This is a genomic window from Exiguobacterium sp. s43, from assembly GCF_018617255.1.
Lineage (GTDB): Bacteria > Bacillota > Bacilli > Exiguobacteriales > Exiguobacteriaceae > Exiguobacterium > Exiguobacterium profundum.
Map to the genome: position 1 here is coordinate 68,387 of NZ_JACSJT010000002.1, position 19,553 is coordinate 87,939.

General features: G+C 48.3%; 25 protein-coding genes and 1 other annotated feature. Of the genes, 11 read left to right on the top strand and 14 right to left on the bottom strand.

The features are described 5' to 3' along the window. Positions 1-6 precede the first annotated feature (6 nt). The 4 genes from KNO79_RS11030 to KNO79_RS11045 all read right to left on the bottom strand — a co-directional run bounded on the left by KNO79_RS11030 (position 7) and on the right by KNO79_RS11045 (position 3,892). Entirely contained in the window at positions 7-1,566 is a 1,560-nt protein-coding gene (locus tag KNO79_RS11030) for an aromatic amino acid hydroxylase (protein WP_214691311.1), read from the bottom strand. Positions 1,567-1,610: 44 nt separating this feature from the next. Continuing rightward, positions 1,611-1,804: a binding site (T-box leader), on the bottom strand. Between the two features lie 143 nt (positions 1,805-1,947). Further along, a complete protein-coding gene (locus tag KNO79_RS11035) occupies positions 1,948-2,625 on the bottom strand; it encodes a uracil-DNA glycosylase (protein ID WP_074034942.1) in 678 nt (225 codons plus the stop codon). Positions 2,626-2,705: 80 nt separating this feature from the next. Next, positions 2,706-3,341, bottom strand: coding sequence for an FMN-dependent NADH-azoreductase (locus KNO79_RS11040; protein WP_078146124.1), 636 nt, complete (start codon positions 3,339-3,341; stop codon positions 2,706-2,708). 119 nt (positions 3,342-3,460) lie between these two features. Then, positions 3,461-3,892: a MarR family winged helix-turn-helix transcriptional regulator gene (locus KNO79_RS11045; RefSeq protein WP_047795835.1), complete on the bottom strand. Its 432-nt coding sequence runs from the start codon at positions 3,890-3,892 to the stop codon at positions 3,461-3,463. Between the two features lie 159 nt (positions 3,893-4,051). On the opposite strand from KNO79_RS11045, the gene KNO79_RS11050 reads away from it, so the two are divergent. From KNO79_RS11050 to KNO79_RS11060, 3 genes are all read left to right on the top strand, one after another. Further along, the gene (locus KNO79_RS11050; RefSeq protein WP_078146123.1) at positions 4,052-4,426 is read left to right on the top strand and encodes a hypothetical protein; all 375 of its coding nucleotides are present in this window, start codon (positions 4,052-4,054) and stop codon (positions 4,424-4,426) included. Positions 4,427-4,560: 134 nt separating this feature from the next. Next, positions 4,561-5,445, top strand: coding sequence for a diacylglycerol/lipid kinase family protein (locus KNO79_RS11055; protein ID WP_074034946.1), 885 nt, complete (start codon positions 4,561-4,563; stop codon positions 5,443-5,445). 63 nt (positions 5,446-5,508) lie between these two features. Beyond that, positions 5,509-6,048: a GNAT family N-acetyltransferase gene (locus KNO79_RS11060; protein ID WP_264093167.1), complete on the top strand. Its 540-nt coding sequence runs from the start codon at positions 5,509-5,511 to the stop codon at positions 6,046-6,048. Positions 6,049-6,060: 12 nt separating this feature from the next. Here KNO79_RS11060 and cbpA read toward each other — a convergent pair whose 3' ends face one another. Beyond that, positions 6,061-6,696 carry a cyclic di-AMP binding protein CbpA gene (gene cbpA / locus KNO79_RS11065; RefSeq protein ID WP_031424393.1) on the bottom strand — a complete coding sequence of 212 codons (636 nt, stop codon included), beginning with the start codon at positions 6,694-6,696 and terminating at the stop codon, positions 6,061-6,063. A 186-nt stretch (positions 6,697-6,882) separates the two neighbouring features. Here cbpA and pdxK point away from each other — a divergent pair, with 186 nt between their 5' ends. Genes pdxK through bshB2 form a run of 3 tightly spaced genes read left to right on the top strand, consistent with a single transcriptional unit; the run spans position 6,883 to position 8,781 of the window. Beyond that, complete coding sequence (gene pdxK / locus KNO79_RS11070; protein ID WP_214691312.1) at positions 6,883-7,707, top strand: pyridoxine/pyridoxal/pyridoxamine kinase; 825 nt, start codon at positions 6,883-6,885, stop codon at positions 7,705-7,707. Positions 7,708-7,762: 55 nt separating this feature from the next. Next, complete coding sequence (locus KNO79_RS11075; protein WP_074034952.1) at positions 7,763-8,134, top strand: YojF family protein; 372 nt, start codon at positions 7,763-7,765, stop codon at positions 8,132-8,134. Beyond that, positions 8,131-8,781, top strand: coding sequence for a bacillithiol biosynthesis deacetylase BshB2 (gene bshB2, locus KNO79_RS11080; protein WP_074034954.1), 651 nt, complete (start codon positions 8,131-8,133; stop codon positions 8,779-8,781). Before KNO79_RS11075 ends, bshB2 begins: the two co-directional genes overlap by 4 nt. A 161-nt stretch (positions 8,782-8,942) precedes the next feature. Here bshB2 and KNO79_RS11085 read toward each other — a convergent pair whose 3' ends face one another. The 5 genes from KNO79_RS11085 to nhaC all read right to left on the bottom strand — a co-directional run bounded on the left by KNO79_RS11085 (position 8,943) and on the right by nhaC (position 13,769). After that, entirely contained in the window at positions 8,943-9,776 is an 834-nt protein-coding gene (locus tag KNO79_RS11085; protein ID WP_214691313.1) for an undecaprenyl-diphosphate phosphatase, read from the bottom strand. Positions 9,777-9,891: 115 nt separating this feature from the next. Then, positions 9,892-10,962, bottom strand: a complete 1,071-nt coding sequence (locus KNO79_RS11090) for an MFS transporter (RefSeq protein ID WP_214691314.1) — start codon at positions 10,960-10,962, stop codon at positions 9,892-9,894. 166 nt (positions 10,963-11,128) lie between these two features. Further along, complete coding sequence (locus KNO79_RS11095) at positions 11,129-11,641, bottom strand: type 1 glutamine amidotransferase domain-containing protein (RefSeq protein WP_026824537.1); 513 nt, start codon at positions 11,639-11,641, stop codon at positions 11,129-11,131. 82 nt (positions 11,642-11,723) lie between these two features. After that, positions 11,724-12,308 (bottom strand): DNA-3-methyladenine glycosylase, encoded by a 585-nt coding sequence (locus KNO79_RS11100; protein ID WP_196430341.1) that lies wholly within the window; start codon positions 12,306-12,308, stop codon positions 11,724-11,726. 84 nt (positions 12,309-12,392) lie between these two features. Further along, positions 12,393-13,769, bottom strand: a complete 1,377-nt coding sequence (gene nhaC, locus KNO79_RS11105; protein ID WP_159563340.1) for a Na+/H+ antiporter NhaC — start codon at positions 13,767-13,769, stop codon at positions 12,393-12,395. Positions 13,770-13,986: 217 nt separating this feature from the next. On the opposite strand from nhaC, the gene queC reads away from it, so the two are divergent. The 4 genes from queC to queF are packed head-to-tail and all read left to right on the top strand — an operon-like array spanning position 13,987 to position 16,278. After that, entirely contained in the window at positions 13,987-14,631 is a 645-nt protein-coding gene (gene queC, locus KNO79_RS11110) for a 7-cyano-7-deazaguanine synthase QueC (RefSeq protein WP_159563339.1), read from the top strand. Next, on the top strand, positions 14,628-15,086 hold the full coding sequence (gene queD / locus KNO79_RS11115) for a 6-carboxytetrahydropterin synthase QueD (protein ID WP_015880475.1): 459 nt from the start codon (positions 14,628-14,630) through the stop codon (positions 15,084-15,086). The genes queC and queD overlap by 4 nt, the downstream gene beginning before the upstream one ends. Beyond that, positions 15,068-15,778 carry a 7-carboxy-7-deazaguanine synthase QueE gene (gene queE / locus KNO79_RS11120; RefSeq protein WP_031424381.1) on the top strand — a complete coding sequence of 237 codons (711 nt, stop codon included), beginning with the start codon at positions 15,068-15,070 and terminating at the stop codon, positions 15,776-15,778. Before queD ends, queE begins: the two co-directional genes overlap by 19 nt. 11 nt (positions 15,779-15,789) lie before the next feature. Further along, positions 15,790-16,278, top strand: coding sequence for a preQ(1) synthase (gene queF / locus KNO79_RS11125; protein WP_015880473.1), 489 nt, complete (start codon positions 15,790-15,792; stop codon positions 16,276-16,278). Positions 16,279-16,308: 30 nt separating this feature from the next. On the opposite strand, the gene KNO79_RS11130 is transcribed toward queF, so the two are convergent. Beyond that, positions 16,309-16,965: a TVP38/TMEM64 family protein gene (locus tag KNO79_RS11130; RefSeq protein WP_214691315.1), complete on the bottom strand. Its 657-nt coding sequence runs from the start codon at positions 16,963-16,965 to the stop codon at positions 16,309-16,311. A 110-nt stretch (positions 16,966-17,075) separates the two neighbouring features. Here KNO79_RS11130 and KNO79_RS11135 point away from each other — a divergent pair, with 110 nt between their 5' ends. Further along, entirely contained in the window at positions 17,076-17,573 is a 498-nt protein-coding gene (locus KNO79_RS11135; protein WP_159563336.1) for a hypothetical protein, read from the top strand. A gap of 26 nt (positions 17,574-17,599) precedes the next feature. Here KNO79_RS11135 and KNO79_RS11140 read toward each other — a convergent pair whose 3' ends face one another. The 3 genes from KNO79_RS11140 to KNO79_RS11150 form a co-directional block, all read right to left on the bottom strand. Continuing rightward, entirely contained in the window at positions 17,600-18,067 is a 468-nt protein-coding gene (locus tag KNO79_RS11140) for a hypothetical protein (protein WP_214691316.1), read from the bottom strand. A gap of 88 nt (positions 18,068-18,155) precedes the next feature. Continuing rightward, entirely contained in the window at positions 18,156-18,701 is a 546-nt protein-coding gene (locus KNO79_RS11145; RefSeq protein WP_074034970.1) for a GNAT family N-acetyltransferase, read from the bottom strand. After that, positions 18,673-19,437, bottom strand: a complete 765-nt coding sequence (locus tag KNO79_RS11150) for a TrmH family RNA methyltransferase (RefSeq protein WP_214691317.1) — start codon at positions 19,435-19,437, stop codon at positions 18,673-18,675. The genes KNO79_RS11145 and KNO79_RS11150 overlap by 29 nt, the downstream gene beginning before the upstream one ends. Positions 19,438-19,553 lie beyond the last annotated feature (116 nt).

Consider the following 19,553-nt stretch of genomic DNA (forward strand, 5'->3'; position numbering starts at 1 on the left):
TTTTCGTTAGCGCAATAGGTCGAACGCGCGACCAATCAATTCATTTCGGGATGGGGAAGTTTGACGCAATGCTTCAAGACGTTCAATCAATGTCTGTTTCAGTCCTTCATCCTTCACCAACTCCAGGCACTCGATGTGTAATAACCAGGCGTCAGGGTGGTTCGTTAAAATCTCTGGGATGAGACCATCGATTGATTCTCCCCGCTCACGCATGAGATGGATGCGGTTGAACATCGGATCATCGTTAGTCCATACACGTTCATCCCGTTCGATGATCACCGGTTTTTCAATCATCATCAGCTCGTCTACCGTTGTTCCTGGGAAAACTGATGGAAGCGAATCGACACGTACTTCGAGCGAGTCGAGTGAGATCGTCCGTCCTTCTAGGTGAACCGTCACGTCTTCGAGTGCACCGGATGCACATGCTTGCCGAATGCTCGTCCCGTCCTCAAAGAGGTCATCGCGATCGAGCGCGGACTCTGTGTCATGAGCGATCAGTAGCCCGTGTCGCTCTTTTTGTGTGAGCTGTCCATGTTGTACAATTGAACATTCATCCCATTGAATGAGCGTATGTTCTTTCGACTCCGTCATGTGACGAACGATGCCGACACGTTCTGATCCATCTTCAAGTCGAATCGTCGATTGACTTCCCGACGCCAACGCTTTCGCCACAGATTCAATCCCACCTTTTCGAATCGCCATTCTTCCCTCTAGTTCATCTAAGACAGAAGAGAGCGTCTCAAAGTTTGGAATAACGAATAGCTCTTTTTGCATGTTTGTCACGTCTTGCTTCGTCTGTAGCGCGTGCTCCAAGTCGAATGGATGTTTGACGACCGCATCTGTCAGACAGTGACGGCTCTCTCCTACCGATGATAAGAGGCCTGCCCCGTAAATCATCGGGTTGTCGAGGTCACCAATCAATCCGAATTCAACGGTCCACCAAAAGATACGCGCGACCTGTTGTGCTTCAGAAAAGCCAGTCACTTGCGCTTTCGCCTCATGTACGGCTTTCTCCGCCGCCTCGATGTCCTGTTCAGTCGAATTCGCATTCTCCTTCACAATCGTCAAGCGTTTCAATGCGGCGAACGAGGCATGTTCTTCTCGGTTCATGAACGCCTTGGCCCCTAATTGACCGAAGCGTTTGACGATTGCCGAAAACGTCGGGTCCATCAACATTGGCGCATGTCCCGCCGCCTCGTGAATGATGTCAGGGGCTGGACTGTATAAAATATTCTCGACTTTCCGAATGTCTGTCGCGACCGGGAGCATCCCGTTTCCTTGGAAGTCAAAAAAGGCAACGCCGGGGATGAGCCCATCCACTGCGACCGTCGACCATCCTGCCGCCTGCATCTCATCCGTCATCTGTTCGACGTTCGGCAATCGATCCGGTCCCATTCCCGTCCGTTTCAATCCTTCGATGTAAAACGGATGCGCCTTCCCTTCTAACGTGTGCAAGTTCAACCGCAACACGAAACGCCAAACGGCATGATCTGTTGGTGTGTATTCATTGTAGAACTGCGGTGAAATATGTGGGGCTAGGTGTTTTGGAATCGATTGTGTCAACATGTGAAGTCCTCCTTTAAAATCAAAAAATCCCTATCGATTGAATCGATAGGGACGACAAAGCCGCGGTACCACCCTGGTTGCTAGAAAAATTCTAGCCGCTTGATCCGATAACGGGGGACCGCTCAATGATGAGAGCTCAGGAACTGTAATTCGATTCATCTTTTGGGCGTGTTCGCAGCACCACACGCTCTCTGGGCCAGGGAAGATGTCTCTACTTCGGTTCTTTCTTCGCTTTTCTTACATATCCAATTCTTTATCTTTTCTGCAGTTATGCTGTTATGCATATATGCTTTTAAGCACTAAAGTGACGTCTTGTTAGTTACTGTACCAAAGCTAAACAAAAGCGTCAACAAAAAACAGCCTGCGAATTTTCGCAAACTGTCAGAGACACCACTCAATCGGAGATTTTCCCCACTCCTTCAATGTATCGTTTACTTTGGAGAATGGCTTAGAACCGAAGAATCCACGATGGGATGACAAAGGACTTGGATGTACCGACGTGAGCACTTTATGTTGGTCTCCAATCCATTTCATTTTCTTCTTCGCATCATTTCCCCACAAGATGAATACAATCGGTTCCTCACGACTCCCGAGCCGCTCAATGATGGAATCAGTGAACTGTTCCCATCCTTTTCCACGGTGAGAGCCCGCCTTTCCCGCTTCAACCGTCAGTGCCGTATTTAAGAGAAGGACGCCTTGTTTCGCCCATTTCTCGAGATTGCCACTCTTCGGGAGATCACATCCAACGTCATCTTTTAGTTCTTGAAAGATGTTTCGTAGAGACGGTGGGAAACGAACCCCGTCCTGCACCGAAAAACTGAGTCCATGCGCTTGATTCGGTCCGTGGTACGGATCTTGCCCTAAAATGACGCACTTCACTTCACTAAATTTTGTGTGAATAAATGCGTTCCAAATATCTTCTCGGGCCGGGTAAACGATCGTTTCTTCATAAGCTTGGTCGACGAATTGCTTCAACTGTTGAAAATAAGGTCGTTTCATCTCTTCTTGGACAATATCCGTCCAATCTCCAAGTAGTCGACTCGATAACTGATCTGCCATTGCATACTCCCCTTTCCCTTTGTATCATACCCAAAATAAATGCATACAAAAAGACGAGTCAATCGACTCGTCTCTCTAGGTTATACCGTTACTGCGCCTGCAACTTCTTTCGCAAGTGCCTCAGCTTTCGCTTTCGCGTCTGCCACGATCTCTTCGATTTTATCTGGGTATTGGTTCATCCCTTCGACCGCTACCGTCGTCACTTCAGATACACCGACGAACGCGAGCGCTTGGCGAAGGTATGCGTCTGCGAAGTTAAGGTCAGTTCCTGTGTAGATTCCGCCTGTCCCTTGGATGTGGATCGCTTGTTTGTTTTCAAGCAAGCCGACAGGACCTTGCTCCGTGTAACGGAACGTTTTACCTGCCATGAGCACGCTATCGAGGAACATTTTCATACGTGCTGGGAAGAAGAAGTTCCACATTGGAGTCGCGAACACGTAAAGGTCCGCTTCCATGAATTTCTCAAGCATGCCGCTCATTGTGCCTACCTTTTTCGCTTCTACATCAGTGAGCGCTTCGCCTGAAGCGAATTTGCCCCATGCACTGAGCACATCTCCGTCGATTTCTTGAACATCAACATCGTAGAGTTCGATTGCTTCCACTTCGATTGATGGATTTTCTGCTTGGAGTGTCGAAACGAATGTTTCTGCCACTTGTTTGCTGTATGAAAGTTCAGTTGGTTTCGGGTTAGCCGATACATATAATACTTTAGTCATCGTGTAATCCTCCATTTGTGTAATCTCTAATTTTTCAATAACAGTTAGAACTATATCATCTGTATATCTCATCGTCAATTATTTTAATTTCAAGATATTGAATAAAAAAGCAACGGGCTTTATTTGCCCGCTGCGTTATAACCGACTCGTTTCAATAACGAAATCAATTGTTCCGTCTCTTCATCACTTAACGGTCCATATATATCTTTGAAGATTTCAATATGTTGCGGATAGACGACGTCCATGAGCGCCTTTCCATCGTCTGTCAATGAAGCATATGTGACACGTCGGTCAGACGGGCAGGCGATTCGTTCAATCAGCCCTCGCTTCTCCAACTTATCGATCACATATGTCACGCTACCGCTCGTAATCAAAATCTGATCCCCAATTTGTTGCAACGGGGTGTCTCCTCGTTTATACAGTACGGATAAAACACCGAACTCTGTTGAATTTAACTGGTGGCGTCGTAAATCTTCTTTCACACGATCACTGATGGCATCCATCGTACGCGCAAGAACAACCCACGCCTTCAATTCAAGGGATTCAATCATGTCGGTTTCACCTCAATTCGTTCATCATATATCACTAGTATAGCAGGACTTATGCAGTATAAGCCGGGAAAAATACTTCGTCAAGGAACTTCTTCATTGTCGCCCATGTCGGAAACGTTTAGAATGGTAGTATTGTGATTTTAAGAAAGGGTGGACCGTATGCGTGAGTATTACGAAATTTCATTGACGATTAGACGGGAGTTTTTGCATGCTGTCATCGATTTGTTGAATCGGGAAGGCATCGCACCGGACTATGCGCTCGAAAAAGAAGGCGCGGTCTTTTTATTATTCAATCATTTACCTTGGCCAAACGTGACCCGTGAACCGCATGCCGTGGAACGTTTCTTATTGACGTTGAAACGATCGGACTATTTATTCGTCAAAACGAAACGTAAATCACCGGTCCCCGATCATGAACCGGTCGCCTGTATGGGGGCTCTCGTCTCCCCGTTCAATGAACATTTGCGCATCGAACTTGCCGTGGACGAGTCGGAAGCAAGTCATTTAGATATGTCCGCATTCCGTCATTATTAAACAATCGAATGCCCAACGCATCCCCTTGAAGATTAGAGCGAGATAGCTAATCGACATGGGGATTTTTTAGGAGTATCTGCTTTCTTTGACGGGAATAAAGGACAGTATTCGAGTTGAAAAGGAGACATGTTGGAATGGACACAGTCATGTTAATCGTCAATCCATCCTCAGGGAAAGAGTTGGGGGAACAACACGCAACACATGCCGAAGAGGTGTTGCGCGAACGATATGGACACGTCGATGTCCGCTTCACTGAAAAGGAACAGGATGCGACGAACTTCGCACGTGAAGCGGCAGAAAAGCACTATCAGGCCGTGATTGCGATGGGTGGGGACGGAACCTTGAACGAAGCGGTGACCGGTCTAGCCGAGGCTACTCATCGACCTGACTTCGGTATCATTCCACTTGGGACGGTCAACGACCTCGCCCGTGCACTCGGTGTCCCAAGTGACCCTAAACAAGCAATCGAGGCTCTCCGCGACGCTGAACCGACACCGATGGATATCGGAAAGTATGAGAACGGTTATTTCATGAACGTCATCGCCATCGGGCTCATTGCCGAAGCTGTCGACGAAGTAAGTGTGGAAGAAAAGACGAAATGGGGACCGTTCGCTTACTTGATTGAGGGTGTAAAAGCGTTCCGTGAACATAGTCCATATGAGTTGGCGCTTGACAGTAAAGACGGGGAGTTTGATGGCGAGGCTTATCTCGTCGTTATCGCCTTGACGAACTCGGTCGGAGGATTCGAAAACTTCGAACCGGACGCGCGACTTAATGATGGTCTTCTTCACGTCTATATCTTTGAAGAGCTCGGGTTAAAGGACGCACTTCAATTAACACCCGCCCTCTTTACAGGAAAGTTGAAGGAAACGGATAGCGTCACCTCATTTTGTACGTCACGGGTGAACGTGACCTCGCCTGATGCGCTTCCTGTAAATGCTGACGGGGACACAGGCGGCAAGCTACCCCTCACCTTTGAAGTATTGCCGAGCCACTTAAACGTATTAAAGCCGGTATAAGAGCAGGAATTTTGACGATTGAATCGAATGTGTTCAAGCGAGAAAGGAGAATGACCTATCAATATCTCACTTGTTCCATTAACAGTCGCATCCGGCGACATCGTCGATACATTCAATCGTTGGAATAACGATCCTGAGATCGTCCATCTTATTCGCCCGAGCCGCTCTAAAGAAGAATTGACCGCCCATTATGAGATGACGGTTGACGATTTAGAAGAACGACTCTTAACACACGATATTTTCCTTATCTACGCAGATGACCATCTCGTCGGAGAAATGAACGTCATGTATGACCCGCCTCATTTATATCGACAAGAACCCGGTACAGCTTGGCTCGGTTTCGTCATCGGCGAATCTGTAGGTCGCGGAAAAGGCGTTGGCACAGAAGCTCTTCGTTTGTTAGAAGAGCAATTGCGAGCCAAACAAACACCTCGTATGGAACTTGGCGTATTCGCTTTCAACCATGCGGCCCATCGTCTCTATACGAAATGTGGGTATCAAGAAATCGGTCGGATCGAGCACTTCACCTACTGGGACGGTCAATTTTGGTCCGATATTCGGATGGAAAAACGACTCGACGAAAAACCCTTTCACGCCAAGTGAAAGGGTTTTGACTTAGTTCTTTAAGTTCTCGACTTCGACAATCCGGAAGCCTTTTTGTTCAAGCTTAGAGACAACCTTGTTTTTCATGTCTTCTTCACAGTCTGGTGGTAGTGTCACGAGTACCCGACGCAATACTTTACTTTTCGCATCGAGCGTCATCAAGCTCGCGATTGATGTATATTTGTTCACGATTTTCGTGATTTTCTCAAGTGCCCCAGCCTGTTCGCTCAAGGCGATTGTCAAGACGTAACTACCCGTGTCGCGACTCCATGCTTCTTCGAGCATCCCGAGCATCTTACCGTGGGGAAGAATGCCATAAAATTCATTGCTCTCATCTTTCAATACAGCAATGTACGGCAACTCTTTGATTGAGAAAAATACTTCAAAGAATCCATCTGACTCATGGACGTACTTTTGTGTATTCTTGATGAGTGTCATCACATTATCGTCCATGTTTTCCCCGTTCATTCCATGACGATAAATATGCATCTTGTAAATGTTACCGCGGAAAAATTTCCCCGTCTCGTCTAAAACAGGTACACAACGGTATCCTGTTTCTTCAAGCGTATGAAGCGCTTCCCGCAATGTTGCCTTTTCACTGATGGTGACAACATCTTTCTTCGGGATACATAAGCTATGCACTAACATGCGTTTTCCTCCCAGCCAATAATAAAGTGGTCTACACCCTATTCATTATTATTCCCCAAATATGATGAATATCCTGCATACTTTTTCTGAAAAGTTATGAACACTTCTCGTAATCCTTGCATTTGTCGGAATTCAAAAAAGTCGTTATAGTGAAACTATCCAAACAGACAAAGGGGATGGACGATTATGACGATGAAAAAAGCATTGACGATTGCCGGTTCTGACACAAGCGGCGGCGCGGGAATCCAAGCCGACCTCAAAACGATGGAAGAACTCGGTGTATACGGTATGACAGCTTTGACTGTCATCGTGGCACAAGACCCACATAACGCATGGAATCACGAAGTCTTTCCAATCGACACGACCTTGATCGAGAAACAAATCGATACGGTGCTCGCTGGAATTGGAGTCGATGCAGTGAAGACAGGTATGCTCCCGACACCTGAAATCATCGAACTCGCAGCACGGAAGATTAAAGAATACGGAATCCAGAATGCCGTCGTCGATCCGGTCATGGCATGTAAAGGTGCGGATGAGATTCTTGATCCGAACGTTGCGGTCGCGATGCGTCAACACCTCGTACCAGTCGCAAAAATCATCACACCGAACTTATTCGAGGCGCGTATGCTCGCTGGCCTTGATAAAACACCCGCAACGATGGACGAAATCAAAGAAGCCGCTCGTTTAATCCATGAACTCGGCGCAGAGATCGTCATCGTCAAAGTCGGTGGCAAACTCGGATTCGATACAGCATTCGACGTCTTGTACGACGGAAACGAATTCCGCCTTCTTGAAAGTGAAAAAATCGAGCCTGCGTTCACACACGGCGGCGGATGTACGTTCTCTTCTGCCATCGCAGCCTCACTCGCCAACGGTCACACGGTCGAAGAAGCGATTGAAATCGGAAAAGAGTTCATCACAGAAGCCGTTCGTCATTCATTCCGTCTTAACCAATACGTTGGACCGACGAACCATACCGGATACCGTAGAAAAGTAGCAACACAATCGTAAACAGATGACCCGGAACTACGTGTTTCGGGTCATCCTTTCCATTGGAGGGACAGACGTGAAAGCGATTCAACCTGATCACATTCAGCACTATTTAGACAATCACGTCGCGACACCACTTTTCGTCCATGTCGAGACGACGAACGGTGCCTACGCGACACATAATGACCCGGACTTTCATAACGCCGGGATGTTTATCCGTAATGCCAAAATCGAATACAGCATCGGTCAAATTAAAGGAAATGGTCCCTATCGTGTCGGTTTAAAACTCGATCACGGTTGGCTCTATGTCGAGGGATTGACCGACTATGAAATGCACGAAGAACAGTTGTTACTCGCTGGTCACGATCGTCTCGGTCGTCTCGCATGTGCGCTGCACATCGATATCAAGCCGCTCCCACAAGGCGCATCGGAGGTGGAGAATCAATGAATGGACCGTTACTCGTCATATTCCCACACCCGGACGATGAGGCGTTCAGCTCGGCCGGAACGATTATCCAACATCGTCAAAAAGGACTACCCGTCACATATGTCTGTTTGACGCTCGGTGAAATGGGACGTAATATGGGTTCTCCAATCTTTACGACACGTGAAGAACTACCGAAAATTCGAAAACATGAACTCGAAGAAGCATGTCGCATGATGGGCATCGAGGACCTGCGTATGTGGGGTCTTCGTGACAAGACCGTCGAATTTGAGGACGAGGCCGAGCTCGCTGGTCGCTTCCGCGCATTGATTGACGAAGTGAAGCCGGAAACCGTCATCTCATTCTATCCAGGATATGCCGTCCACCCGGACCATGAAGCGACAGCCCGTGCCGTCGTACGAGCGCTTCAAGAGATGGGCGAGACGCGCCCTAAGTTCTTAGGTGTCGCCTTTGACCGCCGCACAGAAGACGAACTCGGACAACCTCACGTCATCGTCGATGTAACGGAAGAGAGCGAACAAAAGAAAGATGCCCTGTTTGCCCACCGGTCTCAGACGGAAGGTCTGCTTCGTGCGATCGATAACGCAGAAAACGCCCACGTCATGGAGTTACTCCAACGTGAGCGCTTCTATCATTATCCGTTCTCATGATTCATAGGCTAGACGGGTCATATAAAGCAATGCCCCGACGGTCCCAAGACCGATTAACGTTCCGAATACTACAACGATTTGTCCCATGTTTTCACCTCTTCTAGACTTTACGAACAATTCCATTCATTGGTTTCAAACACGTGCTATTCGCACGTGTTTTTTTAGAAGTAAAGAACGTAAATCACGATGGCCAATACGATTCGATAGACCGCAAACGGCATCAATTTCACTTTGTTAATCAACTTCAAAAAGAATTTAATCGAAAGAAGTGCGAACAAAAACGCGCTGACGAAACCGACGACAAACACGGGTAACGTATCGAGCGTGAAGTACGTCCATTTGCTGTACAGTGACAACGCACTCGCTCCAAACATGATCGGTACCGCCATGATGAACGTAAAATCTGCCGCTGCCCGGTGACTCATTCCGAGGAGAACCCCTCCAGAAATCGTTGAACCGGACCGAGAGAACCCAGGCCATAGTGAGAAACATTGAATCAACCCGACACCAAGTGCTTGCTTGTACGTGATGTCATCGAGCGTAGCGGTCGTCTGACGCTTCACACCGGATAAATCTGCAGCAATCATAAAGAATGCCCCAATGACTAACCCAATCAACACCGTCTTGACCGAGAAGAGATGTGTATCGATGTAGTCCTCAAACAGTACACCGAGGACGCCAGCAGGCAGCAATCCGATCAAAATATGTATGAGATTGAACTGACGTGTGGTTCCGCTTTGTCTTAAGGTGAGGAGCGACTTTGGATTCAGTAACGTTTTGAACCGATCTCGAAAGACGACCACGACCGCTAAAATCGACCCTAATTGAATGACGATTTTAAACGTATTCGCTACTTCCTGACCTAAAAATTGACTCGAATTCAACCAGAGACCGTCCACGAGAATCATATGACCGGTCGACGAGACTGGGGCAAATTCCGTCAATCCCTCGACGACACCTAACAAAAATCCTACAAATAATTCATACCATTCCACGTTGTTTCTCCTATTGACTCGTTAAGATTGTTCTCATCATACACTTCTCGGCACAATCTTTCGTCCGTCTTAAGACGTAAAAACAGACATGGCTTATGACCCATGTCTGTAAAAATTATCGGGCGGTCGCATGAACGAACCAAACGACAAGCCCAATTAAGATGAACGCCAAAAATAGCGACACTGTCGTTCCTACAATAAAGACCAGCCCCAACACGAGGATACCGAGATGCCATAGCATCGAGACGGATGATTCCGTCGTCGCTCGAATGGATGAAGGAACTTGATGATGCAGAAGACCGTAATAGAGCGGCTCCATCGCTCCATATATAAGAGCCAACAGCCCCATCAGCCCGATTCCGATTGGATTCGGAAAAAGTCCGATGACAAGAAATCCACCGCCCATTAGCCAACCGAACCCGTTTAACCAATGTTCGGATGACGCAAATCGTATAAGTGTCCCCGCAAAAAGTTGACCAGGTAACTGAATCAAAAGCAGGACGCTTGAAATGGCACCGAACCAATAGATCGGGATGGATACATCACGTGCATACAGTTGCCAGAACTCATCGATGAAATTGAATGCGGACACGGCTGCCAAAAATCCGATGGTGACGTTACGAAGGGATGTGTGAGACCACACAAATTGAAATCCTTTCAACAAGTGCCGCCACGTCAATCGGTCTTCTCCTTCGCCGTGAACGGGTTCAACGAGAAATAAGCTACACACGGTCGCCATCAATAAACTGAGAATGGAAAGTCTGTAGTTCCACTCCAATGGAAGGTATTGAGCCAACATACTGCCACTCCATGCTGCCGTCACAGCGGCCATAATCCCAATCGCGTTCAGTTTTCCAAGAACCCGTTCGAACGACGACGCTTCATGACTTTCTTGTAATGACTCGTATAGCAGCGCATTCTCTGCCCCACTTCGAATGACCGACCCAATGGCCGAACAGCTGATGGCGACAAAAAATCCGCTGAAGGTGAACGAGTATAACAAGATCCAAAACGATAACCACTCCAAGGCTACACCTACCTGGATTAGCCGACGCCGTGTCGTCCGGTCCGCCCACACGCCGGTCGGCACCTCGAACAAGACGATGATGAGCGCATAGATCATCTCCAAGTAGACAACTTCTTGAATCGAGATGCCTCGTGACTCCCAAAATAACCGTTCAATCACGTATGCGGGAATCAGCCCTTCAAACCAGCGAATGCACCCTAACCAAACAATGTTTCGACGAACTTAACTCGGTGAACGTGCTCGTTTTCTCATTTGAATCGCCTCCTTATCTTTCTTATTCCCGAATACACAAAAAAACCACGAGATTCCTCTCGTGGTCGACGTGTTATTTTAATAAGTTGAGAATCTCACGATTGAATGCCGGAATATCATCTGGTTGACGGCTCGTCACAAGCTGATTTTGACAGACAACGACTTCTTTGTCCGCATATTTCGCTCCGGCATACTCCATATCGACTTTAATCGATTTATAGCCGGTTGCGTCACGACCTTCTAATGTCTTCGCCGTAATCAACAGCTGTGGTCCGTGACAGATTGCAAAGACAGGCTTCTTCGCATCCATGAATGCTTTGGCGAACGAAACAAAACGCTCGTCTTCTCGCAATAAGTCAGGTGAGAACCCGCCAGGTAAAAGAAGGGCATCAAAATCTTCCGGCGATACATCGTCAATCGATTGGTCGATGTTCACTTTCGCCTCCCCTTGTTTCCCTTCTACCGTATTACCCGCTTTCTTCTCGATCGTCACGACATCATGTCCCGCATCCACCAATGCGTCACGGGGACCCGTGAATTCTACATCTTCAAACATATCCGTAATGAGCGTTGCTACTTTTGCCATGTTCTAAACACTCCCTCTGTTTGTTTTATGCACATAGGGACTGTTCCACTGGCATGAATCAATTAAACATCTCCAGGAGCATTCAACGGAACTTCGAGACGTACGGATTGTCGCGTTCAAAAAATCGATACGGATAGTCACGCGCCTCGCCCGTGTTCGGGATGCCGATGCGTGGACCCGCCTCGATTACTACTCCTGCTTCACCCTCCACGATATAGAGTGGGTCTTGTTGAAAGGAATGACCGTATAAATCCATCGTGATCCCGAGTGCTTTCGTCAACTTCCCTGGGCCGTTCGTTTGGTCATATCGCTTCACCCCAGGACGGTTCGTTGCAATCCATTCATGGCCTTGAATCGGTTCGACAGCTCGAATCAAGACGGCTTCTGGTGTGCCGACCGGTCCACTAACCACGTTCAAGAGCGTATGCGTATGCATCTGATAGGTGTACACATGCCCCGGTTTCCCAAACATGACTTCCGTTCGCTTCGTCCGACGCCCTCCGAAGCTATGCGCTGCTCGGTCGATGGCACCGAGGTAAGCTTCCGTCTCGACAATCTTCGCGATGATGTCACCTTCTGGATGTCGCCTCACCAAATATTGCCCGAGTAAGGCACGCGCCAAGTCAAGTGTCGGTTGTTCATAAAATGCTAAATCGAGTCGCTTCATGGTTCCACCTCCATTTGTTTCATTTTCTCAAAAATCGTAGCTTGCACACAAAAAAGATGCCCTGCATGGCAGGACACCTGGACGTTATGATGCGATTTTGAGCGATTCACGTTGCTTTCCCAATCGGACGTATCCCAAAATGATGGAGAAGACCGGGCTGAGCCAGAGGAAGAAGGCAAACGGTGCGTATTCCAATACAGGTACGCCGAGTGTCGCTGCGAAGAATGCGCCAGAAACTCCCCACGGAATGAGCGGGTTGATGACGGTCCCGCCATCTTCAAGTGCCCGTGACAAGTAGCGTGGGTCGATCCCACGATCGATAAACCCTTGCTTGAACGCCTGACCCGGCAAGAGAATCGACAAGTACTGTTCTCCCGCGAGCAAGTTGACACCGATTGAACTGAGGACAACTGATAGGACCGAGCTCCCTGGTGACTTCAAACGCTCGAGCAACGATTCAACGATGGCTTGGAAGACACCAAGTTCACGTAATAAGCCACCGAACGCGAGGGCGATCAAGACGAGACTGACCGACCAGAGCATCGATTCAAGACCACCTTTATCGAGTACATTCGCAATCAATTCATTCTCGACACCTGACTTGAAGCCCGACTGCATGACACCGAGCCAGTTCGAGATGCTCCAGTTCCCTTGAACGAAACCGGCCGTCAACACACCGGCGAACATCCCGACGAGCATCGTCGGTAAGACCGGCATGCGGCGGAAGGCCAGTACTGCGACAAGGACAGGAGCAATCAACGTGAGCCATGAGAGGTCGAAACGTCCACTTAATGCGGCTTGCGCCTCTGCGATTTGTGCCGTGTCGGCAGTTTGACCGCTACGTCCGAGGAACGTGAATAAAATCAACGTGATGATGAACGCTGGAATCGTCGTCCCCATCATGAAGCGAATGTGGTCGAACAATTTGACACCCGCCACTGCCGGCGCAAAGTTCGTCGTATCCGACAACGGGCTCATCTTGTCTCCGAAGAGGGCACCCGACACGATGGCACCTGCAGCGAGCGCTGGCGAGATGCCTAGTGCCGTCCCGATTCCAAATAAGGCGACACCGACCGTTCCGACGGTTGTAAAGGCGCTTCCTGTGAAGGTCGAGACGATCATCGTGATCAACAAGACACTCGGCAAGAACCATTCAGCAGAGATTGTATTTAGACCGATGGAGAGGATCGTCGCGACCGTCCCGGACATTTGCCATACTCCGATGAGCATCCCAATCAACAACAAAATCAACACCGGCATGATCGCTTCACGAATTCCGTTGATCATCGCCGTTTCAATCTGTTTGAAGTCGCGTGAACGATAATACGCATATCCACCTACTATTACCATTGTGCCAAAAATCGCCATATGTGGCGTCGCTTTGGCCAAAAACATCAGTGCGAGCAAGGTAATCCCGCTCATCAACACGACGAATACAGCTTCTTTTCCTTTCATCTGCATCGACGTCCCCTCCTTTCGTTATATCTTCTTTATTTATTATTTTGCCTAACCGCTTAAACGCTTTTATGCACAAAAGCATGTCAGTGATGTTTTTTACTATACTCGCTTCCTTTCTCCCTGTCAAACGTCTTTTTATGATAAATTATATGCTTGAGGGTGACCTCCGGAGTTCGTAACCTCCTCCGACATCAAAACTAGCGAAAAGGAAGTGTGCTTCATGCAACACGAAAAAGCATTGGTCGTCTTTAGTGGTGGCCAAGATTCAACCACTTGCCTGTTTTGGGCAAAACAACAATTCTCTCATGTGGAGGCGGTGACGTTCGCATATGGTCAACGCCATGATGCGGAAATCGAAGTCGCCAAAGAAATTGCGACAGAACTCGATGTCCCACACCACATCCTCGATTTGTCCCTACTCGGACAACTCACTTCAAACGCGCTCACGAGACACGATCTCGACATCGACAATGCGGACGTCCCAAACACGTTCGTCGATGGACGCAACCATCTATTCTTATCGTTTGCAGCCGTCATGGCCAAACAACTCGGTATGCATCACATCGTGACCGGTGTATGTGAAACGGACTTTTCAGGTTACCCGGATTGCCGAGACCAATTCATCAAATCACTCAATGTGACACTCAATTTAGCGATGGATTATCCATTTGTCATCGACACACCGCTCATGTGGCTCGATAAAAAAGAAACGTGGGCTCTCGCCGACGAACTCGGTGCCTTTGACTATGTCAAAGAACGCACGCTCACTTGCTACAACGGTGTCATCGGTTCAGGTTGTGGAGAATGTCCGGCGTGTAAGCTTCGTCAAAACGGACTTACAGCTTACGAGGAGGTGCGCGTATGAAACATGCTCCATTCCTCGCTCCGACCAGTGTCGAATCAAAGCAAGAAGGATCGCTCATCTACTGTCCGCATCGCGTTCAAATCGTCAAAGAAGTAACGTTCGACGCGGCGCACCATCTCTTTGACTATGACGGCAAATGTCGTGCCCTTCATGGTCATACTTATAAGCTCCAGATGGGTGTCAGCGGCTTTCTCGACAATCGCGGCATGACACTCGACTTTGGTGATTTGAAAAAGATCTTCAAAGAAGAGCTTGAGCCGTATCTCGATCATCGCTATTTAAACGAGTCACTCCCTTATATGAATACAACTGCAGAAAACATGTGTTATTGGATTTTTGAACAACTGGCGACACACTTGCCAAATGAACGCGACGTCCGTGTCGAGTTCGTCCGTCTGTATGAAACGCCAACGTCTTACGCTGAGTTCCGCCGTGAATGGTTGGTGGAATCGTGAAAATCCCTGTTCTTGAAGTGTTCGGACCGACCTTTCAAGGAGAAGGACGCGCCATCGGACAAAAGACGATGTTCGTTCGGACCGCCGGTTGCGATTATCGCTGTTCGTGGTGCGATTCCGCCTTTACGTGGGACGGTTCAGAAAAACCGGACATGCTGACAGCCGATGAGGTGATTGCTCGCCTGGATGCACTTGGTATGTACGATTACGTCACCATCTCGGGTGGCAATCCACTCCTTATCGCGGCTATGGGAGACTTGGTCGAGAAGTTGAAAGAACGAGGCGTCACACTCGCCGTCGAGACGCAAGGCAGCCGCTATCAAGACTGGCTCACACAAATCGATGACGTGACCCTCAGTCCAAAACCTCCATCGTCTGGTATGAAAACGAACTGGGAGCAACTAGACGCTATCGTCGAACGGTTGCGCCCGGAGCAGACGACATTCAAAGTTGCTGTCTTTGATGAAGTGGACCTTGCCTACGCGAAAGAAGTGCAGCAGCGCTACTCACCGGACGTCATGTATTTGTCGGCTGGTAACCCGGAGCCCGGTGCAGACGGCGACATCACCGATGCCCAGCTCCGTCGTTTGAAACAACTATGGGAAGACGTTGCACGTGATCCGTCATGGCAAAGCGTCCGCGTCCTACCGCAACTACACACATTACTGTACGCCAACGAACGTGGCGTGTAAGGAGAATGAACATGAGACCAGAAGACTTACAAGACCTCTCGCTCCTCGGACAGAAGAGCGTCCCTTATATTTTTGAATACACACCAGACGTTCTGGAGGCGTTCCCGAACCGTCATCCTGAGAACGACTACTTCGTTAAATTCAACGCACCAGAATTCACATCGTTATGCCCGATCACGAACCAACCGGACTTCGCAACCATCTACATCTCATACATCCCGGATGAGAAACTCGTCGAGTCGAAGTCGTTGAAGTTGTACTTGTTTAGCTTCCGTAACCACGGTGACTTCCACGAGAACTGCATCAACGTCATTGGGAAAGATCTCGTGAAATTGATGGAACCGCGCTATCTCGAAGTGTGGGGGAAATTCACACCACGTGGCGGTATCTCGATCGATCCGTACTACAACTACGGAAAACCGGGTACGAAGTACGAAAAAATGGCGGAGCATCGTCTGTTCAACCATGACCTGTATCCAGAGACGGTTGACAACCGTTAATTGAAAAGTAGGCGCTCCATCTGGAGTCGCCTACTTTTTTTGATAGCGATGAATCTGTCGCTTAATCGGTTCGCGGAACACGGTCGCAACGAGCGTCAACACGAGCATGATCCCAAATGCCAAGGCGATGAGCGTCCAATCCCCACTGGCGATACTACTCCCGAGAAAATTGTTCGCGAACGCCCCGGGAATCATACCAACGACGGTCGCAAACAGATAGGCGAGTACGTTTACTTTTGCCAAACCAGAAGCATAGCTGACCAAATCGAAATTGACGAGCGGGATGAGACGTAAGATGAGGACGTAAAAGAAACCATCTTCTTCGATTTTATGCTGAATGGCTTCGTAATTCGTTGATTCGAAGTGATGCAGGAAACGATCGCCGAAATAAATTGCCACATAATACGCAACAAGCGCACTCAACGTCGCCCCGATGACGGTATAGATGACGCCCGGTAACATCCCAAACGCCAATCCTCCGGCGACCGACAAGACGGACGTGGGAAACAAGATGAGCGGACGAACGGTGAACAATAAAATGTAAATGAGCGGAGCCAACCATCCGAATTGAATGATGTAGTCCCGTATATCGCCTGGGCTTACATCAACCCACTGATAAAGGAATGTCGCCGTCCCGAACAGGAGTAGGACGAGTGCAACCATCCATTGTATCTTCCACTTCTTCATCGTCCTCCTCCTCTCTATTTGCTTTTATTCCCGTAATCGAGGATGTCATCCACCTTTTTTCAGCCATCTCGATGTGGTACGGTTAGAAAAAGCAGAAGGAGGAAATCGATATGAACCTTGCAGATGCCCTAACATTGAAACAGTTGCTCCATGAGCAAATCGATACATTGACCGAAGAGATTGAGCATGTGGCGTTCATCTCGCTTCAAGCGAATGAATCCATTCCGACCATTCAGTCCCGTTCCCTTCAAGACATCGAGATGGAACTTGAACACATTCGTCTAGACTTACGTCAGCTCGACCGTCTCATTCAAGAGGCGAACGTCCAAGCCGTCGTTGAAACGCATGACGGTCCACTCCCGCTCGTCGAGGCAATCGAGCTCGCCATTCAGTTACGTGTCCAGGCACGACTTTATGAGAAATTATCGCTTCGTCCGAAGAAAGACTATGTGCACGGAGTTGCCGTGATCAAACACGCCTTATATGACCCCGAACTATATCGCTTGAAAGCACGCGATATTAAGAAGCGTGCCATTCGAATCGAAAGTGCCATTCAGGCCGTCCGTTATCAGACTGACATTGAATTTGATGCATCACGATATATGTAAAAAAGCGAAGGGATTCCTTCGCTTTTTTACATATGGTCATGGTGATTGTGATGGATATCATGATGACTCGATGAAGAAGAACGTCGACGTGGAGGTGCCTCATCAGCAAATTTTTCTCCGTCCAAAATCCCGAGACGCTTATATTGACGACCGACCCGCTCTTTTGTCTCTTCGCGAACAGTGCTCGACTCCATCACCAATTGGTAGCATCCGAGCGCGACACGAAACGGTTCCATGCGTGTCCGTTCAATCGAGAAGGAATCGACGCCACGTAAATAGTCTGCCAATCGCTCAGCCGTCTCGTCGGCTGGATCATCTGCAAGCTGTGAGGCGAAGTGTTGTAAGTCCTTCAATGTATTTGATGTTTTAGAGTAACTCCGACTTGATTTGATGACACCAAATGCGATAAGTCCAACAATGGTGAAAAAGATAATTGGAAAGAATAAATTGATGATCGTGAAAAATGGATCCGCCCCAAATTCTAAAGTAGACATTTCAAACTCCCCCTTTTTGTTTATGTACGTTCATTCAGTCGAATCGGTTTCAACAAAAAAACCGCGATCACACGACCGCGGCATCGATTCAACTGTTCAGTTGTTTCTCCATCATGATGCGTGGCTCGCCATCTTCTGTGTAGGCGCCCATGATGTCATATCCGCAAAGGAGGTTCAAAATGATGACCCCTTTGTTCGTATTGCGTGCTTTCGTCCGAATCGAATGGAACCCTTGCGCTTCGACCCATTCGAGTTGCGTATCCATCAGCTTGCGACCGATGCCATGCTTTTGGAAGTCCGGATGTACGCCGCCCGCCCAGCTGTAAAATCGATAAGGCTCCGCCTCATAGCCAATTTTAAAGCCGACCAGTTCCTCTTCCGAGAAAGCCAGTAACACTAGCGGATTGGCGTGCCGATATAAACGCTCTTTAAAACGCAACTGATCGAGGTCGCCATATAACGTGCGATACAGTCGGAAAAAGTCCTCTTCAAAATCCTTAAAGTTGTTTGTCACATCTTTTACGATAAATGAACTCGTCGTACTCATCGTGCCATCCCCTTTCAGTTTCTGGACAAAGATTCCGTACGTCTGTTCATTTCGCCGTTCATTCTGAATTTCCTGTCTCCCGTTCAAAAGCCGTGACACCTTTTTGTTTATAAAGTCCGAGCGTACGTTTCGGCAAACTCTTGACCATCCAGTCTTTAAAAATACGTGCCTGATCCTCGACAGGCAGTTCATAGCCCTCCGTCACGATATGTCGCGACCGTGTCGTGACATCGTACAAGGAAATTGCCGCCGCCACGGAGATGTTCAAACTCTGAACGTATCCTTGCATCGGAATGACAAAGTTTCCATCCGCCTTCTTCAATGCCGCTTCCGACACACCACTATGTTCATTCCCGAATAAAAGAACTGTCGGCTTCGACACATCCACTTCTTCGAGCGGAATTGCTTCCTCACTCAATGCCGTCGCATATACTTGATAACCGTCTTCTTTTAAAGCGTCAATCGCCTCTTCAATGGAGCCATGCTCGACGACGTCCACCCAGCGGTCGGCACTCTTGGCGATAATCGAGTTTGGTTTGAACTTTGCACGCCCTTCGACGACGTGCAGCGTCTGCACCCCGAACGCATCGGCCGAACGCAATACGGCAGATTGGTTATGCGGATCGTCCACACCTTCCGTCAAAATCGTGATATGGTTCGTTCGTGTATTCAATACTTCATACATCCGTTTGATGCGATCTGGCATGAGCATCTCATATAGAGGAAGATCGTCTTCCTGCAATACACCCTTCTGCAACAACTCTTCTTTTAATTCAATCTGCTCTTCTTTCGTCAAAGCAGATATCGTCTGTCTCCAACCCATCTTTCTCGCTCCCTTCAACCTATCATATTGTAGCTAGATTCGATTCGACTGACAAGTTCGCCTCACATCTGCTATTCTCACTTCGGAAATGAAAACAAATGAAAATAGCGAAAACG